This is a genomic window from Tardiphaga sp. 768_D3_N2_1, from assembly GCF_052076105.1.
GTDB lineage: Bacteria > Pseudomonadota > Alphaproteobacteria > Rhizobiales > Xanthobacteraceae > Tardiphaga.
Genome location: NZ_CP197245.1, coordinates 2,255,165 through 2,272,550, shown reverse-complemented (window position 1 = coordinate 2,272,550; position 17,386 = coordinate 2,255,165). Strand labels below are relative to the sequence as shown.

Genomic DNA, 17,386 nt, shown 5'->3' with positions numbered 1-17,386 from the left:
CAGTCTGACATGCCCACATCTCGGATTCGCATAAGGTATATTATGGAATATATTATCCCGTAGCGATCCCAGAGGCTTAGCTCAAATTGTTGCGATATCCGGTTGACCGAGCAGCCATTCAAGCCAGTTTGCGCTCCCACATCATTGCATCTTCAGCCGCCGAAATATCTGACGTGATCGAGGTCCGGGATCAATCCTGACTGCGTTGGTCGCCACCCAAGCTGCTGTTGTGTCCAGTCGCTGGATGCCGGCGCATCCATCGACGCGAAGCCTGCGAACCAGCCGAAGTGATCGGCGGCTTCGGCCGGCGATTGCGAGACGACCGGCAGGCTCAGCTGCCGACCGATGACCTCGGCAATCTCACGGAATGGCACGCCTTGCTCGGCACCGCCATGATAGCGTGGCGCGGCGGCGCCATGCTCCAGCACGAGCCTGTAGAGCCGGGCGACGTCCAGCCGGTGTGCGGCAGGCCAGCGATTGAGGCCGTCGCCAATATAGGCGGAGGCGCCCTTCTCCCGCGCGATCGTAATCAGCCGCGGCACGAAACCATGATCGCCATCGCCATGAACCGATGGCGGCAAACGTACAACTGAGGCACGCACGCCGCGCGCCGCCAGGCGCTCGGCGACCTGTTCCGACACGCGCGGGCTTGGCGATGAATTCGATGGGCCCATGTCCTCGGTAGCCACGCGTCCGGGAGCGATGAAGGCCATGCCAGAGGTCACGATCAAGGGCCGATCGGAGCCTGCCAGCACATCGCCAAGCGTCTCGATGGCGCGCGCGTCGATCGCGCTGTTTTCCTTGAACCTAGAGAAGTCGTGGATGAAGGCCGTATGGACCACGCCGTCAGAATTGGCGGCGCCGGAGCGCAGGCTGTCCAGATCTTCCAGATCGCCGCGATGGATCTGTGCACCGGCGTCGGCCACCGCCTTGGCAGATGCGTCCGAGCGCGCGAGACCGAGCACCTGATGGCCCGCGCCGATCAGTTCCTGAACAATGGCAGATCCGACAAAGCCCGAAGCACCGGTAACGAAAACACGCATGTGATATTCCTCTTGTGACTGCGCGGATGTATCGGTCCTGCGCTACACTGCGTGAAGCCGTGACGTTATACGGGTATGGCGACTAACAGGCTGAGCATGACGGTCACCGAAACAACTCCCCGCGCAGGCTCCAATCCACTGGGCGCTTATCTTCGGGATCGCCGCGCCAGGCTCGATCCCGTGGCCTTCGGCTTCTCATCGGAGCGACGCCGCACACCGGGCCTGCGGCGCGAGGAAGTCGCGCAGCGCGCCAATGTCAGCGCCACCTGGTACACCTGGCTCGAGCAAGGCCGCGGCGGCGCGCCATCGGCCGATGTGCTCGACCGGATTTCACGCGCGCTGGAATTGTCGGCAATCGAGCGCGAGCATCTGTTTCTGCTGGCGCAGCACCGGCTGCCGGAAGTCCGCTTTGAGCCGTCCGATATCGTCACGCCGACGCTGCAGCGCGTGCTGGATTCGATGGAGTTCAGCGCTGCCGTCGTGAGGAATGCGACCTGGGATATCGTGGCCTGGAATCGTGCGGCGCTGGCCGTGCTTGGCGATTATCCAAACATCGCGCCCGAAGAGCGCAACGTCCTGCGTATCCTGTTCTGTCGTCCGAATGTCCGCGCCAAGATGCCGGATTGGGAGAATGACGCGCGCTTCGCCGTGGCGGCATTTCGCGCCGACATCACGCGCAGCGGCGCATCAAAACGCGCCCAGATATTGATCGACGAACTCTGCAAGGTAAGCCCCGACTTCGCGGCGATGTGGCACGATAACGATGTCAGCAGCTACGGCGAGGGCAAGAAGCACGTGAATCATCCGGTCGTAGGACCGTTCACGATGAGCTATTCTACCTTTTCGGTCGATGGCCAGCCGAATTTGGGCATGGTGGTCTACACGCCTGCGACGAATGCGGATGCCGAGCGGATGAAGGCGCTGATTGAGGCTAAGACAGGCTAATTCCAGGCTTGTCATTCCGGGGCGCGGGCGCATCTTGCGCACGCGAACCCGGAATCCTGCAGTGCTCATCACATCCAGATTCCGGGTCTTCGCCACGACCGGCAAGCCGGTCCTGTCGAAAACCCGGAATGACGGGTTTGTTGCGAGCGCCCTACGGATATTTCGGCAGCAACCCGTGCGCGGCAAAGCCACCGTCGACATTGAGAACGTGACCCGTCACAAAGCTCGACTTGTTGTCATCCAGCAGGAACATCGCGGCGCCGGCAACCTCCTCCGGCTCAGCATAACGCCGCTGCGGCACCACTTGCATCCAGCCTTCGCGCGTCGACGCCGTGTGCATCTCCTGCACCATCGGCGTCTCGAACGGGCCGGGCGCAATCGCATTGACGCGAATCTTCAGCGGCGCCAGTTCGCAGGCCATCACCTGGGTCAGCGTGACGACGCCGCCCTTGGATGCGCCATAGGCCGAGCGCTCGATATTGCCGCGCAGCCCCGACACCGACGCCACATTGACGATGGCGCCGCCGCCATGCGCCTGCATCATCCGCGCGGCTTCCTTGGCGACGGCAAAGGTGCCGACCAGATTGATGTCGAGGATCTCGCGAAACAGTTTCACCGAGGTCTCGAAGAACGGCACCTGACGGCCGATACCCGCAGAGTTCACCAGACCGCGCACCGGACCGAAACCCTGCTCGCAATCCTTCAATCCGGCGATCACAGCGTCTTCATTGGCGACGTCCATCACCACGGTCTGGGTCTTGCCGGGCATGATCGCATCGATCTGGGCCTTGGCCGCATCCAGGGCAGGCTGGGTGAGATCGGCGAGGAGCACCTTCCACCCCTCGCCCACGGCCGCCTTGGCGATGGCCAGGCCAATGCCTGAGGCACCGCCTGTAATGATCGCGACGCGGTGATCCAAGCTCATCGGGTGTTTCATATGCTGTCCTTGCGTTTCCTGCAGACGGTGCTTGGCCGGTCCTGACTGCCGGCAGCTGCATTCGCGTGATGCTTCCCACAAATTCGCGCGGTGCAAAAGCCGTGTGCCCGCGTCCTTTATTGGGCCTTGTCCTTTGGTCGCACCGCAAAAAGGCTTGACCGGACAGGCCGGGCATGATGACCAGACGGCAAGGGCCCTTGCGCCTCACAAAGGCAAACAAAGAAGTGGTTGGGAGAAACAAAATGACGATTTCACGCCGGACTCTGCTGAAGGCATCGGCTGCCGCGACCGCAATGGGTGGCATCGGCATGCCCTTCGTGGCGCGCGCCCAGCAGGCCGAATTCGTCTACAAATATGCGAATAACCTGCCCGACACGCACCCGCTCAACGTCCGTGCCCGCGAGATGTCGGCGGCGATCAAGACCGAGACCGGCGGCAAGGTCGATCTGCAGGTATTTCCGAATAACCAGCTCGGTTCAGACACCGACATGCTGAGCCAGATCCGCTCCGGCGGTGTCGAGTTCTTCACACTCTCCGGCCTGATCCTCGCGACGCTCGTGCCGGCCGCATCGATCAATGGCATCGGCTTCGCCTTCCCTGATTACGACACCGTCTGGAAGGCCATGGACGGCGAACTCGGCGCTTACGTGCGCGGCGAGATCACCAAGGCCAATCTCGTCGTCATGGACAAGATCTGGGACAACGGCTTCCGCCAGACCACCTCGTCCACGCGCCCGATCAACGGCCCTGACGACCTCAAGGGCTTCAAGATCCGCGTGCCGGTGTCGCCGCTGTGGACTTCCATGTACAAGGCTTTCGACAGCGCGCCTGCCTCAATCAATTTCAGCGAAGTCTATTCGGCCCTGCAGACCAAGGTCGTTGAAGGCCAGGAGAATCCGCTGGCGCTGATCTCCACGGCGAAGCTCTACGAAGTGCAGAAATACTGCTCGATGACCAACCACATGTGGGATGGCTTCTGGTTCCTTGCCAATCGCCGCGCCTGGGAGCGCCTGCCCGCCAATCTGCGCGAGATCGTGGCAAAGAACATCAACGCCGCCGCCGTCAAGGAACGCGAAGATACCGCGAAGCTGAACGGCACGGTCCGCGACGAACTGCTCGCCAAGGGCCTGATCTTCAACCAGCCGCAGGTGGCGCCGTTCCGTGACAAGCTGCGCTCGGCCGGCTTCTATGCGGAATGGAAGGGCAAATATGGCGACCAGGCTTGGTCGCTGCTCGAGAAGTCCGTCGGCAAGCTGGCGTAAGCAGTCCGATGGCCCATGCCGAACTCACGCAGGCGCCGGGCGAGGCGACGTCACCCGTCACTCGCCCGCAGGCATTGCTGACCTCGCTGGACAAGATCCTTGGCGCGCTGGTGGAAATCCCGGCCGCGCTGCTGGTCGTCGCCGAGGTCATCATCCTGTTTGCCGGCGTGGTTGCGCGCTATGGCCTGCACCGGCCGCTGGTGTGGTCGGACGAACTGGCATCGATCCTGTTCCTGTGGCTGGCGATGCTCGGTTCGGCCGTCGCGTTCCGGCGCGGCGAGCATATGCGGATGACCGCGCTGGTAGCGTCGGCCGGGCCGCGGACCTGGGCTTTTCTGGACGTGATCGCAACCGCCGCCGCTTTGGCATTCCTGCTGATGATCGTCGGGCCGTCCTTCGAATATGCCTATGAGGAAAGCTACATCACGACACCGGCGCTGCAGATCGCCAACAGCTTTCGTGCCGCCGCGCTGCCTGTGGGCATCACGATCATGTCGCTGTTCGCCCTGCTCCGGCTGCTGCGCTATGGCGACAAGCGGACCGTGCTGGCGGCGCTGGCAACCGTCGTGGCGATCATGGGCGTATTCTGGCTCGCCGAGCCGCTGTTGCGCACCCTCGGCAATCTGAACCTCATCATCTTCTTCGTCGGCGTCGTGGCGCTCTGCGTCTTCGCTGGCGTGCCGATCGCGTTCGGATTCGGCCTCGCGATCTTCGGCTATATGGCGCTGACCACGCGGACGCCGATCATGGTGCTGGTCGGCCGCATGGACGAGGGCATGAGCCACCTCATCCTGCTGTCGGTGCCGCTCTTCGTGTTCCTGGGCCTGCTGATCGAGATGACCGGCATGGCCCGCGCCATGGTGGCGTTCCTCGCCAGCCTGCTCGGCCATGTCCGCGGCGGCCTGCATTACGTGCTGATCGGCGCGATGTATCTCGTCTCCGGCATTTCCGGTTCCAAGGCCGCCGACATGGCGGCGGTGGCGCCAGTGCTGTTCCCGGAAATGAAGGCGCGCGGCGCCAAGCCGGGTGATCTCGTCGCCCTGCTCTCGGCGACCGGCGCGCAGACCGAGACCATTCCGCCGAGCCTCGTGCTGATCACCATCGGCTCGGTGACCGGCGTCTCGATCTCGGCGCTGTTCACCGGCGGGTTGCTGCCGGGCGTCGTGCTGGCGATCACGCTCGGCGTGCTGGTGTGGTGGCGCTATCGCGGTGAGGATCTCAGCCATGTGAAGCGGGCGACCGGTGCGCAGATCGGCAAGGCCTTCATCATCTCGCTGCCGGCCATCGCACTGCCCTTCGTGATCCGCGCTGCCGTGGTCGAGGGTGTGGCGACCGCGACGGAAGTCTCCACCATCGGCATCGTCTATGCCGTGCTGGCGGGCCTGCTGATCTATCGCCAGTTCGACTGGAGCCGGCTGAAACCGATGCTGGTCGATACGGCCTGTCTCTCCGGCGCGATCCTGCTGATCATCGGAACCGCGACCGGCATGGCCTGGGGCCTCACGCAGTCCGGCTTCTCGCGCTCGCTGGCGGCGGCCATGACGGGCCTACCGGGTGGCGGCGCGACCTTTATCGCGGTGTCCATCGTCGCCTTCGTGATCCTCGGCAGCGTGCTGGAGGGCATCCCGGCCATCGTGCTATTCGGGCCGCTGCTGTTCCCAATCGCGCGGCTGGTCGGTGTCCATGAGGTCCACTATGCGATGGTCGTCATCCTTGCCATGGGCATCGGACTATTCGCGCCGCCCTTCGGCGTCGGCTATTATGCGGCCTGTGCGATCGGCCGCGTCGATCCGGCGGAAGGCATCCGGCCCATCCTCGGCTATCTGCTGGCCCTGCTGATCGGCCTGATCATCGTCGCGATCTTCCCGTGGATTTCGATTGGATTCCTTTAAGATACAATCTTTCAGAAGGTTGTAGTCATTACCTTGCGTGACTTTGGAAGATCATTCCAATCATAAACTGATAAGTGAGATATCTCTCGTAACTCACTGACTAAAATAAAAGAGTGTCAAAATGATCCCAGATCAGGGCGCCTATAGCGTTGGCCTCGACCAGACTCCGGCCAACTTCGTGCCGCTGTCGCCGCTGAGCTTTCTCAGGCGCAGCGCGGCGGTTTATCCGGACCTCACCAGCACGGTCTATGAGGGACGCCGCTTCACCTGGGCGCAGACCTATGAGCGCTGCCGGCGCTTTGCCTCGTTCCTGACCGGCCGCGGGATCGGCCGCGGCGACACCGTCGCCGCGATGCTGCCGAACCTGCCGGCGATGAACGAAGCCCACTTCGCGGTGCCCATGGCCGGTGCCGTCCTCAACGCGCTCAACATCCGGCTCGACGCCGCGGCCATCGCGTTCCAGCTCGACCATGGCGGCGCAAGGCTGCTGCTGGTCGATCCGGAATTCTCCGGTGTGATCACCGAGGCCCTCGGCCTGATGACTGGCCCGAAGCCGACCGTGATCGATGTCGACGACGCCTCCTTCACCGGCGGCCAGCGGATCGGGGAGCTCGAATATGAGGCCGCCCTCGCCGAAGGCAGCCCGGATTTCACCAGCGCCTTCCCGCTTGACGAATGGGACGCCATCGCGCTCGGTTACACCTCGGGCACCACGGGCAACCCTAAGGGCGTCGTGACGCATCATCGCGGCGCCTATCTCAACGCGGTCTCCAATATTCTTGCCGCCGGTCTCGGCCAGCATCCGGTCTATCTGTGGACCCTACCGATGTTCCACTGCAACGGCTGGTGCTTCCCCTGGACCGTGGCGGCAAGCGCCGGCGTGAATGTCTGCCTGCGCAAGGTCGACCCGACCAAGATCTTCGCGCTGATGCGCGAGCACGGCGTCACCCACATGTCCGGCGCGCCGATCGTCTACAACACGCTGATCAACGCGCCCGATGCCCCCACCTATTCCGGCGGACCGCTGGTGCAGGGCTCGATCGCCGGCGCGCCGCCGCCAATGGCGGTTCTGTCCGGCGCCGAGAAGATCGGCATCAAGCTGACCCACGTGTATGGCCTGACCGAAGTCTATGGCCCGGCCTCGGTCTGCGCCGAGCAACCCGGCTGGGATGCCCTGCCCGCCGATGAACGCGCCCAGCTCAAGCGCCGCCAGGGCGTGCCGTATCATCTGCAGGAAGGCGTCACGGTAATCGATCCCGAGACCATGCAGGAAGTGCCGCGCGACGGCGAAACCATCGGCGAGGTGATGTTCCGCGGCAATATCGTGATGAAGGGCTATCTGAAGAACGAGAAGGCCACCAAGGAGGCGTTCGAAGGTGGCTGGTTCCACACCGGCGATCTCGGCGTGCTCGACGCTGCCGGCTACGTGACCATCAAGGACCGCTCCAAGGACATCATCATTTCCGGAGGCGAGAACATCTCGTCGGTGGAAGTCGAGGACGTGCTCTACAAACACCCTGCAGTGCTGTTCGCCGCCGTGGTCGCCAAACCCGATGCCAAATGGGGCGAAGTCCCGTGCGCCTTCGTGGAGCTGAAGCCGAATGCGGCGGCGACGGAAGCCGACATCATCGCGTTTTGCCGCGCGCAGATGCCAGGCTTCAAGACACCGAAGGCGGTGGTGTTCGGCGTGATCCCGAAGACGTCGACAGGCAAGATCCAGAAATTCATGCTGCGGGATCAGGTGAAGTCGACGGGGTCGTTCAATTCGTAGCGGCTATACGTTCATATCTAATGACCAACGTCCGCCTTCAGATGACTCCATGACGACCGCCATTGCCGCGGATTCCGTTAGCTGCTGGTTCCCGCCGGATTATTGATCCTGGTTGGATAAGTGCCGTGTCCTTGACGCACCAGACCCGCGTCAAACACGAGCACCTCGGAAACGTTGACGCCCTTCTGGTTGCGGTACTGGATCACGAGCGTATCAACGCCGCCGAATACAGCCTCAACGGTGAAATGGAGATCGAGAATGCGGCGAAGGCCCTCCTCCCAATAACTGCGCAGGGCCGCTTTGCCGCGGATTACACCACCTGTTTCAGGCAAGAGGCTCGCAGCGATGGGTGAAGTAAAGATCACGTCGTCGTGGAAGTGCGCAAGAACACGGTCAAGATCGTGCGCGTTCCACGCGGCGCACCATTCTGCAGCGAATACGGTGGGGTCGAAATCCATCATGCTGTTATTCTGCCTTGTTGAACACGTGAAGCAGGAAAAGCCATCAATCTGGTTCGCCGCAGCTCTCCATAAGGTTTGACGCTAGCGTTGAGAAAATTGTTCTTCCATTTCCTGCAGGTTAGGGAGCGACCACCTATCCGACCTCCAGCCGCATGCCATCATAGCCGGGCACCACGCCGTCAGGCAGCATCGCCTTCACCGCCTCGTAATCCACATCCGCCGTCATGTTGGTAATGACCGCCCGCTTCGGCCTGAAGCGCGCGATCCAGGACAGCGCATCACTGATGCTGAAATGCGTGGGATGTTGGGTGTAGCGCAGCCCGTCGACGATCCAGAGATCGAGACCTTCGAGCGCAGACCAGCTCTCTTCCGGAATGTCGTTGAGATCAGGCGTATAGGCGGTGTTGCCGATCCGGTAGCCGAGCGCCGGGATGTTGCCATGCTGAACCAGGAACGGCGTCAGCGTCAGGTCGCCGCCCTTCCCGGTGATGGTCCGGCTCTCGCCGGCCTCGATGCCGAGGCGATCGAGGATCGGCGGATAGTCGCTGCCGGGAGGCGACTGAAAGCAGTAGCCGAAGCGCAGCATGATATCGCTCGCCGTGGAGGCGTTCATATAGACCGGAATACGCTTGCGGCGCTTCAACACGACCGAGCGCAGGTCGTCCATGCCGTGGGTCTGGTCCGCATGCTCATGCGTCAGGAAGACCGCATCGATGTCATCGACATCAGCGTCGATGAGCTGCTCGCGCAGGTCCGGCGAAGTGTCGATGACAACGCGCGTGACGCCCTCCGGCCCGATCCGCTCCGCCATCATCGAGCAACGACGGCGCCGGTTCCTGGGATTGGCTGGATCGCAGTCGCCCCAGCCCAGCGCAGGACGCGGCACACCCGCCGAGGAACCGCAGCCGAGAATGGTGAGCACCAATGTCATGCCGGCACGCCAGTGCCAGGCGCGCTCTCGGCGGATGCCTTGCTGAACAGGCGAAAGAAGTTCTCTGTGGTCTGCCGCGACAACTCTTCGAGCGACACGCCTCGCGTTTCCGCAAGCACCTTCGCCGTCTCGACCACATAGGATGGCTCGTTGCGCTTGCCGCGCCATTTGCCGGGCGCCAGATACGGTGCATCGGTTTCGACCATGATGCGGTCGGCGGGAAGCTCAGCCGCGAGATCGCGCAGCTCCTGTGACTTCTTGAAGGTGATGATGCCGGTGAAGGAGATCGACAGACCCATGTCGATGGCCTTCATCGCCAGCTCCCGTCCGCCGGTGTAGCAATGCAACACCGCCTTGAATGGCCCCTTCGCCATCTCGTCTGCGAGAACACTGCCGCACTGCTCGTCCGCCTCGCGGGTGTGGATCACCAGCGGCAGGCCGGTCGCGCGGGCCGCGGCAATATGGGCACGAAAGCCTCGCTCCTGCGCGCCTGATGAGCCGTGCTCGTAGAAGTTATCAAGGCCGGCTTCGCCGAGCGCGATGACTTTGGGATGCTTGGTCAGTTCGACCAGCTCATCCGCGGAAATGCCGTCTTCCTCGTCGGCATTGTGCGGGTGGGTACCGACCGAGCAATAGACATTCGGGAAACGTTCGGCGATTGCCAGCAATGCCGGCAGCCGGCGCACCCGCGTCGAGATCGTCACGAGCTTGCCGACGCCTGCGGCTTCCGCGCGTGCGACGATGCCGTCGAGGTCTTCGGCGAAATCGGGAAAGTCCAGATGGCAATGACTGTCGACCAGCATCACGTCAACTCAGCTCGCAGCCGCCGGCTCGACATAGCGCGGGAACACGCCGGTCGGTGTCGGCAGTTGCGTGCCAGGCTTGATGCGGGTGGCAATTGCCGTGAAATCGCGCGCGTTCTCGACGACACCGAGAATATCGAGCAGCTTCGCACAGGACGCCGGCATCACCGGCTGGGCCAAGATCGCGACCTGCCGCACGACCTCGGCGGTGACGTAGAGCACCGTGGCCTGCTTCTTCGGATCGGTCTTGGCAAGCGCCCACGGCGCCTCGCCCGCGAAGTAGCGGTTGGCCTCGGCGACCACAGCCCAGATCGCATTCAGCGCCTGATGGATCTGCTGCGTTGCCATTGCGGTGCGCGCGAGCTCCAGCATGCCGTCGGCCTGCGCCAGGATGGCCTTGTCGTTGTCGCTGAAATCGCCGGGCTCGGGCAGCACGCCACCATATTGCTTGGCGATCATCGACAGCGAACGTTGCGCGAGATTGCCGAGATCGTTAGCGAGGTCGGCATTGGTCCGGTTGACGATGGCTTCGTGATTGTAGCTGCCGTCTTGCCCGAACGAGACTTCGCGCATGAAGAAATAGCGCATCTGATCGACGCCATATTGCTGGGCCATGCCGATTGGATCGACCACGTTGCCGACCGACTTCGACATCTTCTCACCGCGGTTGAGAAGAAATCCGTGACTGAAGACGCGATGCGGGACCTCGATCCCCGCAGCCATCAGGAATGCAGGCCAGTACACCGCGTGAAAGCGAACGATATCCTTGCCGATCACATGCAGGCTGGCAGGCCAGTAGCGCTTGAAGCTTTCGCCATCGACATCCGGATAGCCGGCGGCAGTGATGTAATTGGTGAGCGCGTCGATCCAGACATACATCACATGGCCGGGCGCATCCGGCACCTTGATGCCCCAATCGAACGTGGTCCGCGAAATCGACAGATCCTGCAGGCCGCCCTTGACGAAGCTCGTCACTTCGTTGAGGCGCTCGCGCGGCAACACGAAGTCAGGAACACGCGCATACAGATCGAGCAGCTTGTCCTGGTATGCGGACAGACGGAAGAAATAGGTTTCCTCCTCGGTCCACTCGACCGGCGAGCCGAGCGGCTCACGCCGGACACCATCGTCGCCGAGCGTTGTTTCCGCTTCGTCGAAATAGGCTTCCTGGCGAACCGAATACCAGCCGGCATATTTGTCGAGATAGATGGCGCCCGCCTTCTCCAGCGCGACCCACAGCGCCTGAACGGAGCGCGCATGACGCGGCTCCGTGGTGCGAATGTAGTCGTCATAGGAAATGTTGAGCGCGGTATCCATCTCGCGGAAACGCTCGGAATTCCGGTCGGCCAGTTCGAGTGGCGTCAGGCCTTCCTTGACGGCGGTCTGCTGCATCTTGAGACCATGCTCATCCGTTCCGGTCAGGAAACGAACGTCGTAACCGTCGAGCCTCTGGAAGCGCGCAATCGTGTCGGTCGCCATGACCGTATAGGCATGGCCGATATGCGGCACGCCGTTGGGATAGAAGATCGGCGTTGTCAGGAAATACGCCGGTCGGGTTGCATCGGTTGCAGATGTCATGGCTGACTTTACGGACCTTGAATAAGACGATCTTGGTGAAGCGCGGATCGGCGGAAACCAATCTCGCAGCGATCAGCGCGTTGCTTCGGCGAGTAGTCCAAATACCGAGAAAACCAGCGGTTTTCGCTCGAGATTGTAGGATTCGGTCTCGCGCGCGGCTCGGTTGATCTTTTCCCATACCTCCGCCAGCCGCGCAAGGCGGGGCAGATTGGCGTTGGCATTGGCGTCATCGGCCCGCATGCGCTCGCCGATCCAGCGGTCGACACTGTCGACAAAAGCGCCGAGCGCGACACGGTCGCTGGTCCCCAGCGCATCCCCCAGTGCATGCAGCTCGCGTGGATCGACATGCGGCAGCGTATTCAGGAGCGAGGCGGTGCGCTGGTGCAGTTTCAGTGCACCGCCTCCAAGCAGATTCAGAGCGCGCGACACACTGCCTTCAGAGGCTTCAGCGACCTCCTTCAGCAGTGGATCGCTGGTCTCGAGTTCGGCGGCCTGCGCGGTGGCGCGGGTTACATCCACTGTCGACAGCCCACGCAGCGGCAGCTTGCGGCAGCGCGACTGGATGGTTGGCAGTACGCGCGCCGGCGCATGTGTGATCAACAGGAACAGCGAGCGCAGCGGCGGTTCTTCGAGCACTTTCAGCAGTGCGTTGGCTGCGTTGGCATTCAGCTCATCCACGGTATCGACGATGCAGACGCGCCAGCCGTCGACAGCGGCGGTGGAGCCGAAAAACGATACGGTCTCGCGGGTCTCGTCCACGGTGATTACCGTGCGCATCACGCCCTTGTCGTTGAGCGAGCGTTCCAGTGTCAGCAAACCGCCATGGGATTCGGCGGCGACCTGACGCACGATCGGATGCATCGGATCGAGACCGAGCGACGTTGCTGACTGAACCTGTGCGGACGTGGGATCGCGATGCGCCAATACGAAACGCGCCATACGATAGGCCAAAGTCGCCTTGCCGATGCCCTGTGGGCCGCCGATCAGCCAAGCATGCGGAATGCGACCGCCGCGATAGGCATCGAGCAGCGTGGCCTCGGCACCCTGATGACCGAACAGCGCGGTCGTCTCGCGCGGATGCGGCGCCGAGATCGTTTGCTCGGATGACTTTGCGCTCATGCGGGTGTTGCCTCGTGGTTCGACGGCGTCAGAAGGCGTCGGCGCAACACGCCCCAGATATTGTTCGATACGATCTTTGGATCTGCATTGGCGTCGATCAGCACACAGCGTTGCGGTTCATCGGCCGCAATCTGCCGGAACGCGTCACGCAGCCCCTGATGAAAGGCGATGCCCTCGGCCTCGAACCTGTCGGGCACATCAGTGCCGCGTCGCGCCGCTGCGCGTCGCATGCCGATCGACACCGGGATATCGAGAATGACGGTGAGATCGGGCTTGAGCCTCCCGATGGTGACGCGCTCCATCGCATTCAGCAGCTCCGGCGAGACATGTCCGAGCCGACCCTGATAGGCCCGCGTCGAATCCGAGAAACGGTCGCACAACACCCAGATGCCCTGCTCGAGCGCCGGCGCAATCACCGCATGAACATGGTCGTCGCGCGCGGCGGCAAACAGCAGCGTCTCGGCTTCGGGGCCGAGCAGCTTGCCCATGCCCGACAGCACCACATGACGAATGATCTCGGCGCCGGGCGAGCCGCCGGGTTCACGGGTGACGATGACGCGCTTGCCTTCGGCCTCCAGCCGGTCCGCCAGAATCTTGATCTGCGTTGATTTGCCGGCGCCCTCGCCGCCCTCAAAACTGACGAAGCGGCCGCGCGGCGGCGGTGTCGTGTGCGCATCCGCCATGTCAAAGCTTCTCGGCGCCGGCGCGGAACAATCCGATCACCAGCTCGCCGGCGCCGTCCACGGCGCGCCGCATGGTCGATCCGGTGCCGACGGCAGCCGCCGTATAGAGCGGAGTCTCCACGGCGATATTGGCACCGCGCCAGACCTTGATCACGCCGACCGGCTGACCGGGCTCGACGGGCGCACGCACAGGGCCTTTATAGACGACGCGGGCGATCAGCTTGTCGGTGCCGTTTTTCTGCACCATCACCTTCACCGGCTCCTTGGCCGAGAGCGCGACCGAGCGGCTCTCGCCGCCGAACACCTTGGCGAAACCGACGGTCTGGTCGGCCGCGAACAGCGTGCGGGCCTCGAAATTCCTGAAGCCCCATTCCAGCAGCTTCTTTGCTTCAGTCGCGCGATCGTCCGGATCGTCCAGACCGTTGATCACCACGATCAGCCGCATGCCGTCGCGAATGGCCGAGCCGACCATGCCGTAGCCGCCGTCCTTGGTGTAGCCGGTCTTGAAGCCGTCAGCGCCCTCCAGCGTCGCCAGCAGCGGATTGCGGTTCTGCTGACGGATCTTGTTCCAGGTGAATTCGCGCTCGCCGAACAGCTTGTAGAATTCAGGATAGGTGCGAACGATATGGCGGGCGAGAACGCCGAGCTCGCGCACCGTCATCTTGTTGCCGGGGTCCGGCAGGCCGTTGGAATTGGCAAAGGTCGATTTCGGCATGCCGAGCACACGCGCCCGTGCCGTCATCTTCTCGGCAAAGGCCGCCTCGCCGCCCGCGATGCCCTCGGCCAGGATCATGCAACTATCGTTACCGCTCTGGATGATGGCACCGCGCAAGAGATCAGCGACCGGCACGCGGCTGTTGATCGCAGCAAACATGGTCGATGCGCCTGCCGGCGCGCCTCCCTTGCGCCAGGAATTCTCGCTGACGCGATATTCGTCCGTGAGCTTGATGTCGCCGCGGGTCAGCGCATCGAACACCAATTCCACGGTCATCAGCTTCATCATGCTGGAGGGCGCGCGGAGTTCGTCGGCATTCTTCTCGAACAGCACGCTGCCGGAGCCAGCCTCGATCAGGATCGCGGTCGGCGCATCGGTGTCGTAACCGCCGTCCTCGACGACCTTCTTGGCGCCCTGCACGCTCTGGTTCGCCGCCTGCGCGCCTGGGCCGAGGGCAACGCCAAAAGCCACCAGGGCAGCCAGAAGCGTCCGCCAGCTCCGCACGGCGAATTGCGGTCGTTTCAAGGGGATAGAGCCAGATGCCATGTGCTGTCCTGAATACTCAGGTCTTAACAGGATCACCGATGGCAAACAACGCGGCAAGGTGCAACGCGGATCACGGCGCCGTGCTGCGCCCGTCTGGTGTCAGTCGTGAGACGAGCCGGCTTAGTAGAGACCGCGGCCGGACAGGATCGCCTGGGCGCCACGCGCGTCGACCGTACCGTCATCCGGTTCGGCAGGTGCTGCGTAAGCGGCGTTGCTCTCATAGGACACCGCGCGATGGTTCTCGGTCATCCGCGGGGCCGATGCGGTGCGCATGCGGCTGGACGCCGACATTTCCGAGGTCGAACGGATGGACGCTACGTCGGCCGAGGTATTGCCGAGCGAATACGGACGCCCCTCCGGCAGAGGAACATCGCGCGAGACGACGCGACCGCCCTGCATGTCAGGCACGAAGGAACGCGCAGAGGCGACGCGAACGAGAGATGGCGACGGTGCGGGTTCACCGGTACGCAGCGTGGCAACAAGCTGGCGATCGTCCGACCCTTCCAGCGGCGCGCGGCCGACATATTCGACGCGAACCTTGGCGGTGCCATTGCCCTTGAATTCGAGCAATTCGGCAGCCTTGTTCGAGACGTCGATCAGGCGGTTGCCGTGATATGGGCCGCGATCGTTGACGCGAACGATCAGCGACTTGCCGTTATAGACGTTGGTCACGCGGGCATAGCTCGGGATCGGCAGCGTCGGATGGGCTGCGGTGAGCGAGGCCATGTCGAACACTTCGCCATTGGCCGTCAGGCGGCCGTGGAACGCGTCGCCATACCAGGACGCGATACCTTCAGCGCGGTAATTGATGTTTTCTTCCGGCACATAGAGCTTGCCGGCGACGGTGTAGGGCTTGCCGATACGGTAGGTACCGCCGCCCTTGGGAACCGGCTCACCCATCCCGACAACCCGGGGGCTGCTCGAGACGCCATATTTCGGATCGACGCGGCTGAAGCTGGTGGTGGAAGACGAACAATTGGCGAGCGCCAGGCAGGCGCTGATGGCCGCTGCTGCCTGAACAGCCTGGCCGAGTCGGTTTGACCCACGAATCCCCATACGCCCCAATACCATTCCAGCGGCCGCCTGCCCATCTCCGGGCATGCCCACGGCCAAAATCCCGATGCGGCCCACTTCCGCATCAAGTGGTGAATATATCGCAGCCGGATCGCGGCGGAAATGGGGAGAGCCCCGGTATGGTAAACAGAGCATGTCGTATTTTTGACCCGCCCAACGGGTGATCATCTCGCACTGCACATAGCGCGTGAGGGGGCGCGCCGTTCGGTGGAAATGAAACCGCACCTGTGTCCACTGCTTCCGCAAGCCTGTTTTTGCGGGATTGGCACAGCTCCCGCGCCGACACAGCGCGCGGAGTTCTCCCTCAAGTTGTTCCGCGCATGATCAATCGCGCCACTCGCGGCGGATATACGGGCCGTACAATACGTCCTGACGCCAGCGATAGACCTGCACCAGCAGGCCGCCGACACCGGCAACAACACTCAGCAACAACAACGTCTCGATCACCACGAAGCCCCCCGGCATTCTCGTTGGGTACAGCAATACATTGCGATTTTTAAAATCCCCGCCGCCGTTTGGTTTGAATTTGCGGCTCGCTGCTAACGAAGATTAATTTCCGTACCCCCGCCCCGGCCGATTTCAACTATTTGTTAGTTGAACGATCGCGCACGATCTTGATTTGATCGCTGAGCGCGCCGACGAGATTCCTGGGCGGGATTTTTGCGGCAGGATTTGGGGATGGAGATGGACGTTTCAAGGACGGACTGCGGCGGGATCACTGGCGCGGGAGAGTACAGATTTCGCGATGGCCACCTGATCGTGACGCTCTACCAGATCGCGATCTGGGCAGAGCATCCCGAAGCCATCTTCACCGCCGTCACATCGCGCTTCCAAAACAGCATGAAGCTTTACGTGCTCGCGTCGTGGCGCCTGCCGAATGCAGCGCCGAGTGATCAGCCACCTGCCCCCGCTAGTGCGGAAGGAATGTCGCTGCATTGATCACGGCGACGACCGCGAAAGCCACCACCCACAGCGGCCAGACAGGCGCGTGCGCGCGCGGGGTAAACTGTCGGGGAACGCCGAAATTGCGTGCCATTGCCTGCTCCATCGCATCGACCGAACGACACGGAATGTGAGCATGCAATCTGTTAAAATTACGTCGTGGCGTCGGCGACAATTTGCGCGCCCACAGCAAGCATAGCCCCGGCGCGCAGCGCTTCGTGATGACGCGGAGTGAGCTGGCGGCAAAGCACGGTATCGTCGCGTTGTAACGTGATTAGCTACCGACAATCATGCGCGCATTCTGCCGGTAAGGTTGATCGGTTAGGTTAAACCCGTAATTGCATTGACCGCACCTACAGCCCTGCTCAATTGCCGGCATGATCAACGATGACGACAGCTATGAACTGAATGACCAGGGCATCCGGGTGCTGATCGGACTGACCGTGGAAGAGACCGTGGAATTCACCCGCCTCGATGGCACCATCGGTCACGGCCGCCCACCTGGGATCTCGCTCGAACAATGGGCCCATGCCGAAGACCGGCGCTGGCTCGAACTCTACAAGAAACACGAAAATGCGCGGCAGCCGTTCCTGCAGGCGGGCAAGACCCGGCACTGAACGCGCGGAAGCTCCACCCTCCGACACCGCAAACCAGAAATACCCGGCAAATTAAAAGCCGCGCCAACCC

17 protein-coding genes are annotated in these 17,386 nt (G+C 62.6%); 6 read left to right on the top strand and 11 right to left on the bottom strand.

Features of this window, described 5'->3' with window-relative positions; genetic code table 11:
• Positions 1-152: 152 nt before the first annotated feature.
• Positions 153-1,043, bottom strand: a complete 891-nt coding sequence (locus AB8A27_RS10480) for an SDR family oxidoreductase (RefSeq protein WP_441241846.1) — start codon at positions 1,041-1,043, stop codon at positions 153-155.
• Between the two features lie 96 nt (positions 1,044-1,139).
• Between AB8A27_RS10480 and AB8A27_RS10475 the strand changes: the two genes are divergently transcribed.
• A complete protein-coding gene (locus AB8A27_RS10475; protein WP_441241845.1) occupies positions 1,140-1,988 on the top strand; it encodes a helix-turn-helix transcriptional regulator in 849 nt (282 codons plus the stop codon).
• A gap of 151 nt (positions 1,989-2,139) precedes the next feature.
• Here AB8A27_RS10475 and AB8A27_RS10470 read toward each other — a convergent pair whose 3' ends face one another.
• Entirely contained in the window at positions 2,140-2,913 is a 774-nt protein-coding gene (locus AB8A27_RS10470; RefSeq protein ID WP_441241844.1) for an SDR family NAD(P)-dependent oxidoreductase, read from the bottom strand.
• A 254-nt stretch (positions 2,914-3,167) separates the two neighbouring features.
• On the opposite strand from AB8A27_RS10470, the gene AB8A27_RS10465 reads away from it, so the two are divergent.
• From AB8A27_RS10465 to AB8A27_RS10455, 3 genes are all read left to right on the top strand, one after another.
• Positions 3,168-4,187, top strand: coding sequence for a TRAP transporter substrate-binding protein (locus AB8A27_RS10465; protein WP_441241843.1), 1,020 nt, complete (start codon positions 3,168-3,170; stop codon positions 4,185-4,187).
• A gap of 8 nt (positions 4,188-4,195) precedes the next feature.
• A complete protein-coding gene (locus AB8A27_RS10460) occupies positions 4,196-6,079 on the top strand; it encodes a TRAP transporter large permease (protein WP_441241842.1) in 1,884 nt (627 codons plus the stop codon).
• 121 nt (positions 6,080-6,200) lie between these two features.
• A complete protein-coding gene (locus AB8A27_RS10455) occupies positions 6,201-7,850 on the top strand; it encodes an acyl-CoA synthetase (protein WP_441241841.1) in 1,650 nt (549 codons plus the stop codon).
• A gap of 77 nt (positions 7,851-7,927) precedes the next feature.
• On the opposite strand, the gene AB8A27_RS10450 is transcribed toward AB8A27_RS10455, so the two are convergent.
• From AB8A27_RS10450 to AB8A27_RS10410, 9 genes are all read right to left on the bottom strand, one after another.
• Positions 7,928-8,311 (bottom strand): nuclear transport factor 2 family protein, encoded by a 384-nt coding sequence (locus tag AB8A27_RS10450; RefSeq protein ID WP_441241840.1) that lies wholly within the window; start codon positions 8,309-8,311, stop codon positions 7,928-7,930.
• A gap of 133 nt (positions 8,312-8,444) precedes the next feature.
• Complete coding sequence (locus tag AB8A27_RS10445) at positions 8,445-9,242, bottom strand: MBL fold metallo-hydrolase (protein WP_441241839.1); 798 nt, start codon at positions 9,240-9,242, stop codon at positions 8,445-8,447.
• Complete coding sequence (locus tag AB8A27_RS10440) at positions 9,239-10,045, bottom strand: TatD family hydrolase (protein ID WP_441241838.1); 807 nt, start codon at positions 10,043-10,045, stop codon at positions 9,239-9,241. Before AB8A27_RS10440 ends, AB8A27_RS10445 begins: the two co-directional genes overlap by 4 nt.
• Before the next feature lie 9 nt (positions 10,046-10,054).
• Entirely contained in the window at positions 10,055-11,620 is a 1,566-nt protein-coding gene (metG, locus tag AB8A27_RS10435; RefSeq protein ID WP_441241837.1) for a methionine--tRNA ligase, read from the bottom strand.
• A 72-nt stretch (positions 11,621-11,692) separates the two neighbouring features.
• Positions 11,693-12,739 carry a DNA polymerase III subunit delta' gene (locus AB8A27_RS10430; protein WP_441241836.1) on the bottom strand — a complete coding sequence of 349 codons (1,047 nt, stop codon included), beginning with the start codon at positions 12,737-12,739 and terminating at the stop codon, positions 11,693-11,695.
• Entirely contained in the window at positions 12,736-13,422 is a 687-nt protein-coding gene (gene tmk / locus AB8A27_RS10425) for a dTMP kinase (protein ID WP_441241835.1), read from the bottom strand. Before tmk ends, AB8A27_RS10430 begins: the two co-directional genes overlap by 4 nt.
• A gap of 1 nt (position 13,423) precedes the next feature.
• Positions 13,424-14,683, bottom strand: coding sequence for a D-alanyl-D-alanine carboxypeptidase family protein (locus tag AB8A27_RS10420; protein WP_441241834.1), 1,260 nt, complete (start codon positions 14,681-14,683; stop codon positions 13,424-13,426).
• Positions 14,684-14,803: 120 nt separating this feature from the next.
• The gene (locus tag AB8A27_RS10415) at positions 14,804-15,739 is read right to left on the bottom strand and encodes a septal ring lytic transglycosylase RlpA family protein (protein ID WP_441244876.1); all 936 of its coding nucleotides are present in this window, start codon (positions 15,737-15,739) and stop codon (positions 14,804-14,806) included.
• 342 nt (positions 15,740-16,081) lie between these two features.
• The gene (locus AB8A27_RS10410) at positions 16,082-16,204 is read right to left on the bottom strand and encodes a hypothetical protein (protein ID WP_283804893.1); all 123 of its coding nucleotides are present in this window, start codon (positions 16,202-16,204) and stop codon (positions 16,082-16,084) included.
• A gap of 231 nt (positions 16,205-16,435) precedes the next feature.
• Between AB8A27_RS10410 and AB8A27_RS10405 the strand changes: the two genes are divergently transcribed.
• Together AB8A27_RS10405 and AB8A27_RS10400 are read left to right on the top strand one after the other, a co-directional pair.
• Complete coding sequence (locus AB8A27_RS10405; RefSeq protein WP_441241833.1) at positions 16,436-16,696, top strand: hypothetical protein; 261 nt, start codon at positions 16,436-16,438, stop codon at positions 16,694-16,696.
• A gap of 380 nt (positions 16,697-17,076) precedes the next feature.
• Positions 17,077-17,316 carry a hypothetical protein gene (locus AB8A27_RS10400; protein WP_441241832.1) on the top strand — a complete coding sequence of 80 codons (240 nt, stop codon included), beginning with the start codon at positions 17,077-17,079 and terminating at the stop codon, positions 17,314-17,316.
• Positions 17,317-17,386: the final 70 nt, after the last annotated feature.